A 15,216-nucleotide genomic window follows, 5' to 3' on the forward strand; every position below is an offset into this window, starting at 1 on the left:
CTGTGGGGACAATGGCGCTTGTCGTACCGATCGCAATGCGCGTTCAGTCTTGCGCCTTCAGGGGAGGGGAAACGGGTTGCTCGCGCGCCGGCTCGTGAAAATGGGCCGGGTGCGTATGCGTGGTCAGACGGTCGACGAGGGCCATCACGACCGCGGACAGCAGGAACGCCAGATGAATGATCACCTGCCACATGATGGTGTGCGTCGTATTCTGGTCGGGGCTGATGAAGGTCTTCAGCAGGTGGATCGACGAAATGCTGATCAGCGCCATGGAGAGCTTCACCTTCAGCACGCCGGCGTTGACGTGATCGAGCCATTCGGGCTCGTCCGGATGACCCTCGACGCCGAGGCGCGAGACGAAGGTTTCATAGCCGCCGATGATCACCATGATCAGCAGGTTCGAGATCATCACCACGTCGATCAGGCCGAGTACGACCAGCATGACGTTGGTTTCGTCGAGCGTCATCGAGGCCGTGACCAGGTGCCAGACTTCCTTGACGAACAGGACGACGTAGACCGCTTGCGCGACGATCAGCCCGAGGTAAAGCGGCAACTGCAGCCAGCGGCTCATGAAGATGAGCGACGGGATAGGGCGCATCGGGCGGCGCGGGTTACCAGCGGAGGCGGAGCGCGGAGCGGACATGGGCAAGAATCAGGGCGATGAAACCGGGCTGAAAGCGGGGGCGGCGCGCCGGCGCGCCAGGCACACCGGGAAAGCTCGCGGCAGGCGCGCTATTGTACAGCGACACCCGGGGCAAGCTCGTGGAGACGGGCAATCTCGTCGATGCGACACGACGCGCCGTCGCCAGCCCGCCGCATGCTTTCGCCGGCGGCGCTCGCGAGCGCCGCGACTGGGCGGTTCAGTGCGGCGTGCCGCTGTATAGATCGCAGGGGGCGCCGCAGGCTTGATCCGAGCGTGCGAAGTGCGCGATGACACGTGCCTTGCCGGGACCTCGTGAACCCTCGCCGGCCACGATGCGCAGCGTCTTTAGCCGCAAAGGCGTCGCCGGCGGCACGGCAACCTGACCGGCGCAGTGCGCCGTCGACAGATTCTTCTGCGGGACCGATTCGTCGAAGATCGAGAAGAGCCGGTACGCGCCCTCGCGCAGGCGTGCCTCGGCCGCGCGCGCCGCCCATGCTGCGGCATCGCCCGGCAGCACGAAGGCGCACTGCGCGCCGCGGTCGGCAAAGTGACGTCGCAGGGGGCTCTGCAGCGCGGCCAGACCGCTGGAGGTGATCTGCGAGACGCGGTAAGAGGTGCCGACGTAATCCTCCATCAGCCGCAGTTCGTCGAGGAAACGCTGCACGGTTGCGTCCGGCGGCGCGACACTGCGCAGCGCCGCTCCGATGCGGCGATGGCCGCCGTCGACGAAGTCGGTAATGGCCGGGTAACGCTCCGCATTGGAGCGTCGGATGAGGTCGTCGAGGCGTCGCTGGTCGAGGGGACCTGGCCCGCGGAAAAGATTCATTGCGTCCTGAGGAAATGAGCGGATGTAAAACGGGGCGGCGAGGCGTCACGCCGCCCCTTGGCGCGGCCGGCGTCACAGCGACGACCGGCTGTTGTCAGGGCTGTGTCAAGCGTCGGCTCCTCCGCCGGCATCGATCGCGCTCATGCCGCCCATGCCACCTGCACCGCCCATACCGCCTGCACCCCCCATACCGCCGACCATTGACGAGAACATGGAGAGCAGCGGTGCGACAGCGGAAACGAACGACTGGAGCATGTTCATGATCTGGCCCACCAATCCCGACATGCCGTTACCTGTACCGTTGCCGTTGCCGTTGCCCGCGTCCTGCTGGGTTGCGTTACCTGCTTGCGGCGTCGCGCCGCCGCCGTCGATGGTCGCGTGGTGAGCGTGCCGCGTAGGCGCGAGGCCCTGCTCGCCCTCTCCCATGGGCATATGCGCACGGCCCAACCCAGCTGCGCCGTCGGGCGAGAACACCTGCACGGAATTGCGGGCCATGTCGGTCTGCGGGAGGTTTGGTCGCATTGTCGGCATATCGGCGATGTCGGCCGGTGTACTGGTGTAGATGTTATTGATCGTGTTGCACATGAATAATCCTTGTGATGGGTAATTGAATCGCCTTGATTCCCTTGCGCGGAATCGAGCGTAATGTTTGAGTACTCGCCCTTTGTCATGCGAAGAAGAAAATTAGCTCATTTCGGATAAATCTCCTCATCTTTGATTAAAGTGGAGCGGGCAGCGCCGCGGGGTCTATCGTCTTCAGGTCGATCGGATGTTTCTGTTCGAGGATTTGGGTCACGCAAATGATCCGGATAAATCCTGTGAAATTGCAGATCGTTTCTTGCGTCATATCAATTTCAAGTGCCCATTTCGATATCAGTTTTCCTACCGTTAAAGATTCCTGGCGGGCAATTTCCTCGATGATTCGCCAATAGATTTCCTCAAGTCGGAGACAGGTCGCGAATCCGTTGATTCTGACAGAGCGCAACCGTGGCCTTGCAAGCTGCGGAGTGAAGTTGCAATACCGTGTCATCCGCATGTGGGTACGCACGTAGGAATTGTGGAGCTTAAAGCTGCTATTTCGGACTCGAAGCCGGAAAATGCGACGTCTAATTTTAGAAAAATCTGGTTTATACCGTTTGGATCGAAGATGCTGTTTGCCATGATGGATCGAATTAATTAAGCGGTCCATCAATCCTCGCTCTACGCCGGCGAGGTGGGTAATACAGGTATAAGACTTATGTGAGGTGCGAATTTGCTCTATTTCGGGATAAATGAATCATGCTTGATGAATTCGATCGCGGACGGATGCTGCGTACTGGAATTCAGACAGTCAAGCGAATAGGGGGGTGATACCGCCGTGTTTGAGCGTTTGTCAAAGTCATACATCTGTATGACCTGAGCCGATTGAAGCGCCATTAAATTTCTGGTCAACGTAGCCAACAAAACGTAGCCAGGAATTTTTCATGCTTATGAACGGGCGCAACGATTCGACCATCAGGAAGAGCCACGGCCGGCCGCGGCCCTTGCCGCCGTGCATGCGCCGGGTCGCCATGCAGCACTTCGCGGGTCAGCTCGGTGTGGTGTGGGCGGTGCTGTCGATGCCCGCAGCGGACGCGGCGACGCCGATCTGGCATGGCGCGCCGCTTCACTACGCGGTGACCGGCGCACCGCTGCCCGATGTGTTGCGCGACGTGCTGGCCGTCGAAGGCTTGAGCGCGGACGTGGGCCGGGACGTGAAAGGTGCGGTCAATGGGCGCTTCGACGATACGCCGGGCAATGTCTTCACCCAGCTTGTGGAGGCCTATGGCCTCGTCTGGTATTTCGACGGCAAGGCGATGCATGTCTCGACTGCTGCGGACGTGCGTAGCCGGGTGATCCCGTTTGCGCCGATGACCCGCGAGGCGGTCGCGTCCTTGCTGCGCAACCTCGATCTCGACGACGCTCGCCTGCCGATCCGTTACTCGGCGACCACCGTCAAGGTGGCGGGCCCCTCGAAATTCGTCGACGCGGTGGCCGATGCGGTCGACAAGGCGCAACGGCAGACCACCGTCGAGCCGTCATTCGATGCGACGGTGATCCGTGTCTTCCCGCTGCGCTATGCGCAAGCGCAGGACGTGCGTTATACGGTCGGTTCGCAGGAGCAGGTCATGCCGGGCGTGGCGACCTTGTTGAGCCGGCTGATGACGGATACCTGGCAGGCCACGACGCCGCGCGCCGCCCGCTCGCGCACGGACGACCCCCGCGCCGACCCCCGCGCCGCGCCGCGCGCCGAGGCCCGCGACGCCCGCGGCGGCCCGCCGCCGCTGCCCAGCCTGCTTGGCCTGGGGCTCGGCGCCGCGCCGGCCGCCGGCGACGACACGGCCGTGCCGCTGCCCGCGACGGACACCGCGCAGCCCGCCGTGACCCCCGCGCGGCGCAACATCGTCGCGGACCAGCGCAGCAACTCGGTGGTCATCAGCGACATCGTTTCGATGATGCCGAACTACGAGCGCGCCATTGCGATGCTCGACCAACCGCAGGACTTGGTCGAGATCGACGCGGTGGTGATCGACGTCTCGTCGAATGCGGCGCGCTCGCTGGGTGTCAGTTGGGGCGGCGCGAATGGACGCATCAATGGCGCGTCGGGGACCGCGAGCGCGCCGCTGAGCCTGGGCGCCCCGAGCTTCGCGACGGCGGCCAGCGCGGCGAGCGGACTGAATCTCGCGACGCTGGTCGGCAATTCGGCGCAATACCTGTTCGCCCGGATCCAGGCCCTGGAGAATACCGGCGAGGCGCGGGTACTGTCGCGCCCGCAGGTCCTCACGCTGAACAACACGGAAGCGGCGCTGACCTCGCGCAGTTCGGTGTATGTGCGCGTCGCGGGCAACCAGGCGGTCGATCTCTTCAACATCGACACGGGGCTGACGCTGAAGGTGACGCCGAGCGTCGAATCGACCGGCGAGCCGCGCCGCAATATCCGCCTCAACATCCAGATCGAGGACGGCTCGTTCAATACGACGGCGTCGGTGGACAGCATTCCGGAGGTCGACAACCATTCGGTCGTCACCCAGGCCGTCGTGCGCGACGGCGAGAGTTTGCTGATCGGCGGCTACCAGTACGAGCGCAGCCAAAAGACGACGTCGAAAGTGCCGGTGCTCGGCGACGTGCCGTATCTCGGCGCGCTCTTTCGCGACACGCAGACGACCCACGAGCGCCTCGAGCGCCTGATCCTGATCACGCCGCGCCTCAAGCAACGCTCGGGTGAGGGGGAAGCGACCTCGAACGCCGCGCTGGGCGACACGGCCCCGACCGCCGCCGGCGCCAGCGTCGGTGCCGACGCCGATGTCAACGCCGCGTTGCGGGACATGGCGTCGCGCGCTGCACCGGGTGCCTCGCCCACTTCGACGTCGTTACCGTCGAGTCCGCCTGGCTTGCCGCCGGCGCACGAGATGCCGTGGGAGAGCCGCCATGACCGCTGATGCGCTCATCGTAGTCATGGACGGCGTGCACGCCGGCGCGAAAGTGGTGCTGTCATCCGGCAAGCTGGTGCGCATCGGCAGCGGCGCGGACGCGGACCTGATGGTGATTGACGAGGGCGTCGAAGCGCAGCACGTCACCGTCGAATCTCGCGGGGTGTCGCTCGCGCTGCTGGCCCAGCACGCGCACGTCGCGGTATTCGGCCGCGCGCTCGCGCCGGGACGGCGCGTGCTGTTGCAGCGCGGCGCGTGGTTTTCCGTGGGTGTCGTGACCTTCCAGTTCACGGGCCGCGATGCGCCGGACGCGACGCTGGCGCGCAACGCTGAGCGGGCCTACCTGCTGCGCTATGCGCCGCTTGCGTATGTGGCCAAACGCTGCGCCGATGCGTCGCCCGTGACGAAGGCGGCCGTCCTGGCCATGCCGCCTGTGTTCGCGCTGCTGGCGTGGCTAGCAGCGAGTCAGTTTGCCGGGACTGCGCATCCGGCGCGCAGCAACGATGCGTTCCGGCTGGTGACGACGCATCTCGACCCAAAGACCGGGGCGCTCGTCTACGAGGGCTACGTGCAGTCGGCCGCCGATCTCTCCGCGTTGACCGCGAGCGCCTGGTCGCAGCAACGGGCGCCGGTCATGCATGTGCTCGTGCTCGACCAGTTGCAGGAGCAGCTCGGCGACTTCCTCGCGCGCTACTACCGCGGGGCCGAGCTGCACGCCGCCGCGCCCGGTGCGTTCACGGCGACGCTGCCGGACGATCATGGTTTTCTGTCGCCGGAGGCGTGGGACTACGCACGCGTTGCACGGCTGGCGCGCGCCGAGATCGGCGGTTTGCGCGAGGTCGTGTTTCCCGGCCACGTCCAGCCAGGCGCACGGGTGCGCGTACCGCTCGACGCGCTCGGCCTGAATCTGCTGGCGAGCCGTCATGCCGTCTGGCTCACGGACGGACAGGGCGTGCGCTACTTCGTGGGCGCCCGGCTGCCGCTCGGGCGGATCACGGCCATCTCGACATGCGCGGCGGACGTGACGCGCGACGACGACGGTTCGGTCTACGAATTTTTTACGGATGCTGACCATGGACAAAAAATCTGTCGCTAAAAGCATGCTCGGTGGCTGCACCGATCTGCCGATCGAAGCACAACTCGCCGAAGGCGGCGGCGCCGGCCGCGCGACGATCGAAGCCCGCCTGACGGCTGAGATCGAGCGTGTGAACGACGCGTTGTTGACCGCTACGCCGGTGGTGAAAAAAGAACTGATTCTGCTTGTCGAGTGTTTGCGCGCGGCTCGACAGGTGGTGGAGCGAAGCGTCAGCTTCAGAAACGCGCGCAATTAACCTAAGGAATGCAAATTATGAATACGATCAACCCGACTATGTCCCCGAACCTGGGCGGCAACGGCCTTGCCGGCGGCCAGGGCGCAACGGGGACGAACGCGAGCGGCGGCATTTCGACAGCGAACATTCTCGCCGCCGTGCTGGCGAAACTCCAGAAGGACAACGCCAACGTCAGTCAAGCCGAGCAGGCAGTGCAAGGTGGCGGCGGTGCGCAGCAGGGCGGCAACGGCGTCGGCGGTACGCAGGGCAACACCGACATGCTGAAACTCCAGCAGGCGGTGACCGAAATGAACACGGACAACTCGCTCGGCACCAATCTGATCCAGGGCGTGGGCGATACGCAGAAGGACACCGCGAAGGCCACCCACTAACGCTTCTCTAACCAGGACGAAGACGCCCTCGCGGCGTCTTCGGGAGCCTTTGCAGATGCAGGACGACACCTTGGAACTGCTGATTTCGATCGGCCATTACGCCCGGATCTATCGACGCTTCGACGAAGCGCGCTACCTGTTCGACCGGCTGGCGCTGCTGTACCCGCGGCGGGCTTTTCCGTACCTCGGGCTGGGTCTGGTCGAGCTCGACCGCGAGAACTATCGCAGTGCCTCGTTGCTGTTCGGCCGCGCGGTGGAAGCCGTGCCTGAGAGCACGCTGGCGCGCGCGTGGCTCGGTGTGTGCCAGGTGTTCGAAGGCCATTACGCGCTGGGCGCACGCACGCTGATGAGCGTGGCGGATGGCGATGAGCCCGGCGCCGCCTCGATGGCCGCGGCGTTCCTGAAGCTGCCCGAATGCGCGCGCCATAGCCGCGCCGCTCGCGCCGCGCAGGTCGAACCTGCCGCCGCTCCCTTTTCAACCCTTGAACGACTGACTATTCGAAACGGGCATTGATATGTTGCAACCCCCTGTCACTATCGTTCCGGTGCAAACCGGCGCGCTGTCCGCCGTCTCTCCGGTGTCTCCAGTAGGCGGCACGTCCGCGGATGGAGCCGGTGCGGGTGTCTCACCGCTCGAGCGTCTGCTGGCGAGCGCGCAGGACAAGCAGGACACCTCGACGCAGCAACTGTCGCAGCACCTTGACCGGATCGGCTCCGGCGGCCTCTCGACGAGCGACCTGTTGCGTCTTCAGGTCGACCTGAACGCCTTTGAGGTGCAGGTGCAGATGACGGTACGCGTGGCCGACGTGGTCGGCACCTCGATCCAGACGCTTACGCAGCGAAGCTGATGCGGCGCGCCCTGATCCTGCTGCCGCTCCTGTTGCTCCTCGCCGGCTGCAGAACCTCGCTTTTCGAAGGCCTGGACGAGGACCAGGCCAACCGCATCATCGCTGCGTTGAGCCATCACGGCATCAACGGCTACAAGGAGCGCAACGCGGACCAGAGCTGGAACATCTCGGTCGACGACGCCGACGCGGTGGTCGCCACCGAGCTGGCGAGCGCGTATGCGTTGCCGCGCGGCGGTCACGCGAATCTCGGCGAACTGTTCAAGCGTCAGGGGCTGATTTCGAGCCCCGAGGAGGACCGCGTCCTCTACGTCTATGGGCTGTCGCAGGAACTGTCCGAGACGCTCGAAAAGATGGACGGCGTGCTGCTCGCCCGCGTGCATATCGTGCTGCCCGAAAAAGATCCGCTCGATGCGACCCAGGACACGCCGCCCTCGGCGTCCGTAATGATGCGTTACCGCAGCGACTACAACCTCGAACCGATGCGCGACCGGATTCGGGCGCTGGTGGCCGGCAGCGTCGAAGGGCTGACACCCGCGCGGGTGTCGCTGACGCTGCTGGCGGTGACGCCGGTGCTGACCTTTCCGGGCAACTGCGCGGACGGCGTCGACGTCGCCAATGCGGCCGGCGGGGTCGCTGTCACCACCTGCCGCAACGACGGCGGCACGGGGGCCGCGCGCGCGACGACGATGCTGTGCGTGTTGGCCGTGATCGTCATGATCGTGGCCGGCTTCCTGTGGTTCTGGAACTCCGGGGCACGCACCTGGTTGACGCGGAAAATGAAGCGGAACGCGCGCGGGGCGGGCGCCAGGACCGAGCCGGGCATGCCCCGGCCGCACGAGCGTAATGAGGAGTCCGACGCAGACGGGGCGGCGCCCGGCGAAGGCACTGCGGAAGCTGTCGCCGACACGCCCAGGTCCGTAACCGGCCGAGGAGAGAACCCATGAAACACGCCTATACCTGCGCGCCCGCCTACTGGGCGCATCACAGCTGGCTCGAATCCGGGCGGCCGATCCATCACGAACGGGCTGCGCGCGCTGCTCACGCCAGCCTGTTCAGAAGTTATCCGCAACTGGTTCAGGTGGCCCTCGCCGACGTTCCGCCCGCGCTGCCGCTCTGGCCGCGGCCGGCGTGCGCGCGCCTGTGCCGCATCGCCGCGGCCCTTGGGTTCGCCGCTTCGTTGCGCCGCGTGGTCGCCGCACAGGCTCGCGCTGCCTTCGCGGCCGGCGTCGCGCCGAGCCTGCTGGTTGCCATCCAGCGGCACCCGCGCGCCGGTGCGGCCGACCTGAACGTCGAACCGGCGCCGTCGCTGTTCAGCCGGCGCGACATGACGGCGCTGGGACTGGCGGTGGCGATGCAGGCGGCCGCCGACTCGCGCTATGCCTTCTGGTGGAGCCTGCGCTTGCCGCGCGAGATCGCCGAGGCCGCCGGGCGCTTTCACCTGCACGGACTGTCGCCGCTCGAGGCACGCGAACTCGTGACCGACGCGCGGCGTTTGATGGAGGGGCGGCCATGCTGATCTGTCGAATGGGCGAATGGCGCATCGAATCGGACGGACATATAAGCGCGCTCGAACTGAAATCGCTCGAAGGTCTGCGTGCCGTCGAAGCGGAGCGCGCCGCCGCGGCCGCGCTCGAACGCGTGCGCCTCGGGACGCGGGGTCGCGAACTGAAACGCCGTGCATGGCGCCGCGGCCACGCGGCCGGCAAGGCGGCGGCGCTGCGCGAACAGGCCGCGCGGGCGGCGGTGGTCGCGTTTGCCGCTCATCGTCTCGAGGAGCGGCTGACGCAAATCGTGCTGGCCGCGGTGACCGATATCGTCGGCGCGCTGCCGCCGTCCGCCGCGTTGACCAATCAGTTGCGCCGCGCGGTCGCCGTCTCGCAATCGCAACGGCTCATCTCCGTCCGCGTGGCGCCCACTGTGTTCGATGAAGCGACGCGGCTGATTGCAGCCGTCGAAAAGGAGCTCGGCGCGCCGCTGTGCGTCGTGCTGGCCGATGCCGGCTTGCCGGCCCATTCGTGCGTCATCGAAACCGAGGCCGGCGTGATCGACGGCGGTCTGAAAGTGCAGTTGCGGGCGCTGGAGCAGGGCATCCGCGAGGGGGTGGCAGCGGTGCTGCGCCGCTATGACGTGGCTGACGGTTCAGGGCGCACGCGGCTCGACACGATTGGGCAAGGTGTCCGCGAGACGCTGGCTTTGCTGGCGGCGGCTCCGCCTGCGCCGCTACCCACGCCGCCCCTTGTGACAAACACCGGGCGCGTGGTGCAGCGGCCGTTCGCGCGGGAGGCGGCATGATCGTCTGGCCGGACCTGGAGACCCTCGCCCTGGTGGATGCGGAGCGCCACAACCTGGCCATCCGGCATTTCGGCCGGCCGCGGGCGGTGCGCGTCGGCAGCCGCCGCTTCACGCTGGCGTTCGAACCGTGCCGGGCGCGCTATCCGTTGCTGCTGTCCGGCGTGGCGGCACAAGGGCCGTTCAGCGCCGCGTGCGATGCCGGCGCGCTGCTGCCGGAACTGACGCCCGCGGTGATCGGTACGCGCGGCGATACGGCGCTGACGCACGTCGCCGATGCGTTGAGCGACTGGTTGTGTGCGCTCGAAGGCCTGTTCGGCTTCACGATCGACCTCACCGGGATTGCCGGCGACGCCGTCCCGCCGGCCGGCGCATACGGCATTGCCGTGACGCATGTCGGGAGCGGCCGGGTTGCCCATTTCTCGTTTAGCAGTCCTGCGGTCGATGCCTGGCTGCGGCTGCATTCACCGCCGCCGCCGTCCAGCGATGCGCTGCTCGGCCGGCTGCAAGTCCGCTTGCCGGTCTGCGCAGCCGGCCCGTCGATGTCGCTGCCGCGCCTGCGCAAGGTCGCGGCAGGCGACGTGCTGCTGTTCGACCGCGATTCCTGTTACCTGCGCGCGCCGTTGCGATTGGGCGCGTGCCGGATTTTGCTGAAGTTCACTGAGGAGTACACCTTGATAGACCAAGTCATGAATGAGCAACCTGCCCCCGTCGAAGTGACCAGCGAACTGCTGCCGATCGACTCCCTGACGTTCGCCTTCGACGCGGTGCTCGGCACCCTGTCGTTATCGGTCGCGGAACTGGCTCATCTGCGCCAGGGATCGATCGTCGCGTTCCGGCTGCCCGCGCGCGAGCGAACCGTCACCCTGTTGTGTCAGGGCATTCCGTTTGCGCGCGGCGAACTGATCGACATCGACGGTTCGCTCGGCGTGCGCGTGACCCGCATGACCCATGAGGACCTGCCGGCATGACCGCCCAGTTCGACCCGCTCCAGGTCGTCAGCCTGTTCTTCATGCTGGGCCTGCTGCCGCTCGCCGTCACGATGACCACTTCGTTCACGAAGTTCAGCATCGTGCTGACGCTGTTGCGCTCGGCGCTCGGCGTGCAGCAGGCGCCGAGCAACCTGGTGATCTCGGGTCTCGCGCTCGCGGCGACGCTGGTCGTCATGGCGCCGACCCTCGCAAAGATCGAAGCTGCGCTGCCGACCGGCGACAGCGGCGAACTGGTCATGCCGCGCGCCACCGAGCTGTATCAGGCGCTACGCGGCCCGCTTGGCGAATTCATGCTGGCGCATTCGCGGCCCGACGAGCGGGCGTTTCTCGTCGCTGCCGCGAAGCGCATCGATCCGCAGCGCGACGCTCACGAGACCGACTTGCAGTTGCTGATTCCAGCCTTTCTGATCAGCGAAATCTCGAGCGGATTCGAGGCGGGATTTTTGCTGTATATCGCCTTTCTGGTGGTGGATCTGGTGGTCGCCAACGTGCTGAGCGCGATGGGCATGATGATGCTGTCGCCGAGCACGGTGTCGATTCCCTTGAAGCTTTTCATCTTCGTATCCGTGTCAGGCATGTCGAAGCTGATGCACGGCCTTATTGTCAGTTATGCAAAATGAACGGTGTCCCTTCTCTCACCACCCTGTCCAGCGACGCGCTCATGCTGGTGTTCTGGCTGTCGCTGCCCGCGCTCGCCGTCGCGACGCTGGTGGGCTTGCTGCTCGGACTCCTGCAGTCGGTGACGCAGGTTCAGGATCAAAGCTTGCCGTACGGCGCCAAGATCATCTGCGTCGGCGCGGTGCTGATGGTGACCGCGCCGTGGGCGAGCCGCGAACTCGCGCGTTTTCTCGCCCATGTCTTCACTTTCATCGCGGCGGGGCGTCTGCAGTGAGCATGAACGACATCGGCTATCTCGAGGGTTTTGCGTTCTGCACGATCCGGCCAGCGGTGGCGCTGTTTCTGATTCCGTTTGGTCAGAGCGGCTCGCTCGGCAAGGCGTTGCGGCTGCCGCTGCTGCTCGCGCTCGCCATGCTGCCGCAACAGGCCGGCTGGCCGCCGCACCTGATGCTGTCCATCTGTGCCGAGGCGGCGACCGGTGTGGCGCTCGGCCTGTTGCTCGGCACCGTCTTTCATGCGGCGAGCGCGGCCGGTGCCGTGCTCGACCAGCAGGGCGGCTATGCGAGCGCGGCCGTCTACGATCCGCATTTCCAGCAGGAAGCGGCGTTGTTTGAAACGCTGTTTCTGCAGTTTGCCGCGCTGACGATGTTCACGGGGCCGGGCTTGCCGCTCCTGTTCGGCTTCTTCACCGATGCCTGGGTGCTGTGGCCGCCGGGACGGTGGCGCGTCGATCTGGTCGACGTGTTCCGGCAATTCGCGCTGCGCGATCTCGCCGACGCACTCAGCGAAGGCGTGCGGCTCGCCAGTCCGTTGCTCGGCCTCATGCTGCTGATCGACGTTGCATTCGGGCTGATGTCGCGGCATGCGAAACGGCTCAACCCGTTTGCCACCGCCCGCACGGTCAAGGCCATGGTCCTGTCGTTTGCCGCGGTGCTCAGTGTGCCCGCGCTGTTCGTGCAGTTGCGCACCGCCTTCGATCACGTGATCCATCTGCGATGAGCGACAAGAGCGAAGCCCCAACCCCCAGACGGATTCGCCGCGCCCGCGAGGACGGCAATATCGCGAGGAGCACGCACCTGACGGTGGTGGCAAGCGGCCTGTGCTGGTGGCTGTATCTGTTCATCGAGGCGCCGCGTCTCTATGCGCTGGGCACACGGCTGATCCTGCAGGTGACGACGCTGGATGGCGCGCGCCCGTTCGACGAGCGGCTGGCGTCGACGCTCGCGCTCCTCAGCGCGTGCCTGCCCACCGTGCTGAGCACGCTGGGCGTCGGTGCGCTGGCGGTGCTGGTGCCGGAACTGGCGCAGACGCGCGGGACATTGGCGTTCAAACGCATCGCACCGGATGTGAAACGCCTGAATCCTGTCAACGGGCTCAAGCAGATGTTCAGCCTGCGCCTGCTGTGGGACACGCTGCTGACGCTGCTGCAGTTTGCGATCCTGCTGTATCTGTTCGTGCAGGCGCTCCTTGCATGGTTGCGGCAACTTGCGCCCATGTGGACGTTCTCGTTGCCGGTTCATCTCGGCTACATCGCGATGTCGCACTCGCACCTGCTCGTCTCCATGGTGGCGTCGCAGATCGCGCTCGCTGCCGCCGACTATTTCATCCAGCGCTTTCTGTGGCTGCGCGGCCTGCGCATGGACAAGAACGAAATCAAACGTGAATACCGCGACGACGAAGGCGACCCCTACGTGAAAAGCCGTCGCCGCGCGCTTCATCGGGAGCTTGGTCAATAACATGTCGAACCGTTCCATTCTTAGCCGCTACGATCTGTCGGCCTTATTCGAGCGTCACGCGGATCTCGCGGTCGGCGTCGGCATGCTTGCCGTGCTGGCACTGCTGATCGTGCCGGTGCCGCCGTTCGCGCTCGATCTGTTCATCTGCGTGAGCTTTGCCGCCAGTCTGACGATGCTCACGACCACGCTGTATGTGTCGAAGGCGGCGGAGCTCGCGAGCTTTCCGTCGCTGCTGCTGATCACCACGCTGCTGCGCCTCGCACTGGCGATTGCCTCGACCAAGATGATCCTGCTGCATGCGCATGCCGGCCAGATCATCGGCGCCTTCGGTCAACTGGTGGTGGGCGGCAATGTCGCCGTCGGGCTGGTGGTGTTCGTCGTGCTGGCCGCCATCCAGTTCATCGTGGTCGCGAAGGGCGCGGACCGCGTGGCCGAAGTGGCCGCGCGCTTCACGCTCGACGGCATTCCCGGCCGCCAGATGAGCATCGACGCCGACATGCGCAACGGCGTGGTGACGGCCGCGCAGGCGAGCCGGATGCGCGCGGCGCTCGAACGCGAGACGTATTTCTACGGCTCGCTCGACGGTGCGATGAAGTTCGTCAAGGGCGATGCGATGGCGGGGCTCGTCGTCGCGCTGGTGAATATCGTCGGCGGCCTGGCGGTGGGCATCGCGCAGCGCGGCATGTCGTTCGGCGATGCACTGCATACCTACACGATTCTCACGGTCGGCGACGGGCTGGTGTCGCAGATTCCCTCGCTGATCGTGTCGGTGGCGGCGGGCGTGCTGGTGACCCGCGTCGCCGCGGGCGACGGCAAGGACGTGCACCTCGGCGGCGACATCTACCGGCAACTGGCGACGCATCCGAAAGCCATCGGCATGGCCGGCGTGGCGTGCCTGTCTCTCGCGGCGATTCCGGGCTTTCCGCATATCCAGTTCATGGTGGCCGGCGCGCTGCTGCTGACCCTCGCGCTGACCTTGATGCGCAACGCCGCGCTGGCGACGAACTCGCAGCGCGCGCTGATGCCGGAGATGACACGCGACGGCGGCAACTACGTGCCGCGCATTCTCGACGACGTCGAACTGGGCACCAGTGCGAGCTTGCGGCTGCGGCTCGGCCTGAAGGCCTTCGATGCGTTGCGGCCCGAGGCGCTGAACCGGCAGCTCGGCCAGTTGCGCCGCCGTCTGATGATCGAGCTGGGTCTGCCGTTTCCGGGTCTCGCGTTGCTGCGCGATGGGCGGCTCGCTCCGGAGCGCTACATCGTCGACATCGAGGACGTGCCCTATGCGAGCGGCACGCTGGTGGCCGGACATACGCTGCTGAGCGGCGAGGAGGACGCGATCGGGTTCGACGGCGTCGAAGGCTACCGGCCGCGCGCCGCCAAATCGGTCTGGGTGCCGAACGCCACGGCGGTGTCGATCAAGGATCCGGAGATCCTCAAGGCGAGCGTCGACGAGGCGCTGTGCGATCACCTGGGCGAGGTCTGCGAACGCTCGGCCGCCGATTTTCTCGGCACCCAGGAGACCCGCTTCCTGCTCGATCAACTGGGTATCGAATTTCGCGAGCTGGTGGCACAGGCAGGGCAGGCCGCGACGACGGTGCAGCTTGCCGGCGTGCTGCGGCAATTGCTGCAGCAGCGCGTGCCGATTCGCAATCTGCGCGCGATTCTCGAAGCCGTCGTCCGCGTGCCGGCCGGTGAGCGCACGCTCGACCGGATGGTGCGGGAGGCGCGCATCCAGCTTGGCCGGCAGATCGTGCGCGGCTACGCCGACCTCGAGACATGGACGCTCACGGCGGCGGTGCTGGATCCGGCATGGGAGGCCGGCCTGGAAGCGCAGATCCGCAGCGGCGCCGACGGTGAGCCGCAGTGCGTGTTGTCCGCGGAAGAACTGGGCCGCGCGCAGGAGATCTTTGCCGAGGAGCTCGCCGGAATTGCGCTGATCGTCACGAACGCCGTGCTGCGTCCGCACCTTGCGCGCTTGTTGCGCGACTTCGGCCGGCGCATCGAGGTGCTGGCGATCGAAGAGATTCCGCTGGACGTCTATCGTATTCATGCGATCGCAACCCTGGGTGCGTTATGAACCGGCGCAACCTGCAATTGTCTGGAGACGAGG

Annotated in this window: 19 protein-coding genes; 15 read left to right on the forward strand and 4 right to left on the reverse strand. The window is 66.0% G+C overall.

Going from position 1 to position 15,216, the window contains the following annotated elements; all coding sequences use genetic code 11:
* Positions 1–43: 43 nt before the first annotated feature.
* From P3T42_RS21145 to P3T42_RS21160, 4 genes are all read right to left on the reverse strand, one after another.
* On the reverse strand, positions 44–643 hold the full coding sequence (locus P3T42_RS21145; protein WP_074297675.1) for a TIGR00645 family protein: 600 nt from the start codon (positions 641–643) through the stop codon (positions 44–46).
* Between the two features lie 217 nt (positions 644–860).
* Positions 861–1,469 carry a hypothetical protein gene (locus P3T42_RS21150; protein WP_429307136.1) on the reverse strand — a complete coding sequence of 203 codons (609 nt, stop codon included), beginning with the start codon at positions 1,467–1,469 and terminating at the stop codon, positions 861–863.
* 105 nt (positions 1,470–1,574) lie between these two features.
* Positions 1,575–2,054: a hypothetical protein gene (locus P3T42_RS21155; RefSeq protein WP_429307137.1), complete on the reverse strand. Its 480-nt coding sequence runs from the start codon at positions 2,052–2,054 to the stop codon at positions 1,575–1,577.
* A 133-nt stretch (positions 2,055–2,187) separates the two neighbouring features.
* Positions 2,188–2,658: a ribbon-helix-helix domain-containing protein gene (locus P3T42_RS21160; RefSeq protein ID WP_429307138.1), complete on the reverse strand. Its 471-nt coding sequence runs from the start codon at positions 2,656–2,658 to the stop codon at positions 2,188–2,190.
* A gap of 274 nt (positions 2,659–2,932) precedes the next feature.
* Here P3T42_RS21160 and sctC point away from each other — a divergent pair, with 274 nt between their 5' ends.
* From sctC to P3T42_RS21235, 15 genes are read left to right on the forward strand one after another with little or no spacing between them, the layout of a single operon-like run.
* The gene (gene sctC, locus P3T42_RS21165) at positions 2,933–4,927 is read left to right on the forward strand and encodes a type III secretion system outer membrane ring subunit SctC (protein WP_429307139.1); all 1,995 of its coding nucleotides are present in this window, start codon (positions 2,933–2,935) and stop codon (positions 4,925–4,927) included.
* Positions 4,917–6,014, forward strand: coding sequence for an FHA domain-containing protein (locus P3T42_RS21170; RefSeq protein ID WP_429307140.1), 1,098 nt, complete (start codon positions 4,917–4,919; stop codon positions 6,012–6,014). Before sctC ends, P3T42_RS21170 begins: the two co-directional genes overlap by 11 nt.
* Positions 5,992–6,249 (forward strand): hypothetical protein, encoded by a 258-nt coding sequence (locus P3T42_RS21175; RefSeq protein WP_429307141.1) that lies wholly within the window; start codon positions 5,992–5,994, stop codon positions 6,247–6,249. The genes P3T42_RS21170 and P3T42_RS21175 overlap by 23 nt, the downstream gene beginning before the upstream one ends.
* A 17-nt stretch (positions 6,250–6,266) precedes the next feature.
* Complete coding sequence (locus P3T42_RS21180) at positions 6,267–6,620, forward strand: hypothetical protein (protein ID WP_429307142.1); 354 nt, start codon at positions 6,267–6,269, stop codon at positions 6,618–6,620.
* Between the two features lie 55 nt (positions 6,621–6,675).
* On the forward strand, positions 6,676–7,134 hold the full coding sequence (locus tag P3T42_RS21185; RefSeq protein WP_074297689.1) for a tetratricopeptide repeat protein: 459 nt from the start codon (positions 6,676–6,678) through the stop codon (positions 7,132–7,134).
* A gap of 1 nt (position 7,135) precedes the next feature.
* Positions 7,136–7,468 carry an acyl carrier protein gene (locus tag P3T42_RS21190; protein WP_429307143.1) on the forward strand — a complete coding sequence of 111 codons (333 nt, stop codon included), beginning with the start codon at positions 7,136–7,138 and terminating at the stop codon, positions 7,466–7,468.
* Positions 7,468–8,412: a type III secretion system inner membrane ring lipoprotein SctJ gene (sctJ, locus tag P3T42_RS21195; protein ID WP_429307144.1), complete on the forward strand. Its 945-nt coding sequence runs from the start codon at positions 7,468–7,470 to the stop codon at positions 8,410–8,412. Before P3T42_RS21190 ends, sctJ begins: the two co-directional genes overlap by 1 nt.
* Positions 8,409–8,984, forward strand: a complete 576-nt coding sequence (locus P3T42_RS21200) for a hypothetical protein (RefSeq protein ID WP_074297693.1) — start codon at positions 8,409–8,411, stop codon at positions 8,982–8,984. The genes sctJ and P3T42_RS21200 overlap by 4 nt, the downstream gene beginning before the upstream one ends.
* On the forward strand, positions 8,978–9,760 hold the full coding sequence (locus tag P3T42_RS21205) for a FliH/SctL family protein (protein WP_074297695.1): 783 nt from the start codon (positions 8,978–8,980) through the stop codon (positions 9,758–9,760). Before P3T42_RS21200 ends, P3T42_RS21205 begins: the two co-directional genes overlap by 7 nt.
* A complete protein-coding gene (locus P3T42_RS21210) occupies positions 9,757–10,728 on the forward strand; it encodes a FliM/FliN family flagellar motor switch protein (RefSeq protein ID WP_074297697.1) in 972 nt (323 codons plus the stop codon). The genes P3T42_RS21205 and P3T42_RS21210 overlap by 4 nt, the downstream gene beginning before the upstream one ends.
* On the forward strand, positions 10,725–11,369 hold the full coding sequence (locus tag P3T42_RS21215; RefSeq protein ID WP_429307145.1) for an EscR/YscR/HrcR family type III secretion system export apparatus protein: 645 nt from the start codon (positions 10,725–10,727) through the stop codon (positions 11,367–11,369). The genes P3T42_RS21210 and P3T42_RS21215 overlap by 4 nt, the downstream gene beginning before the upstream one ends.
* On the forward strand, positions 11,366–11,641 hold the full coding sequence (gene sctS / locus P3T42_RS21220) for a type III secretion system export apparatus subunit SctS (RefSeq protein ID WP_429307146.1): 276 nt from the start codon (positions 11,366–11,368) through the stop codon (positions 11,639–11,641). The genes P3T42_RS21215 and sctS overlap by 4 nt, the downstream gene beginning before the upstream one ends.
* Before the next feature lie 2 nt (positions 11,642–11,643).
* Complete coding sequence (locus tag P3T42_RS21225) at positions 11,644–12,366, forward strand: EscT/YscT/HrcT family type III secretion system export apparatus protein (protein ID WP_429307147.1); 723 nt, start codon at positions 11,644–11,646, stop codon at positions 12,364–12,366.
* On the forward strand, positions 12,363–13,103 hold the full coding sequence (locus P3T42_RS21230) for an EscU/YscU/HrcU family type III secretion system export apparatus switch protein (protein WP_429307148.1): 741 nt from the start codon (positions 12,363–12,365) through the stop codon (positions 13,101–13,103). The genes P3T42_RS21225 and P3T42_RS21230 overlap by 4 nt, the downstream gene beginning before the upstream one ends.
* Before the next feature lies 1 nt (position 13,104).
* Entirely contained in the window at positions 13,105–15,183 is a 2,079-nt protein-coding gene (locus P3T42_RS21235; RefSeq protein ID WP_429307149.1) for a flagellar biosynthesis protein FlhA, read from the forward strand.
* Positions 15,184–15,216: the final 33 nt, after the last annotated feature.

It is taken from the genome of Paraburkholderia sp. GAS38 (assembly GCF_050434965.1).
GTDB lineage: Bacteria > Pseudomonadota > Gammaproteobacteria > Burkholderiales > Burkholderiaceae > Paraburkholderia > Paraburkholderia phenazinium_A.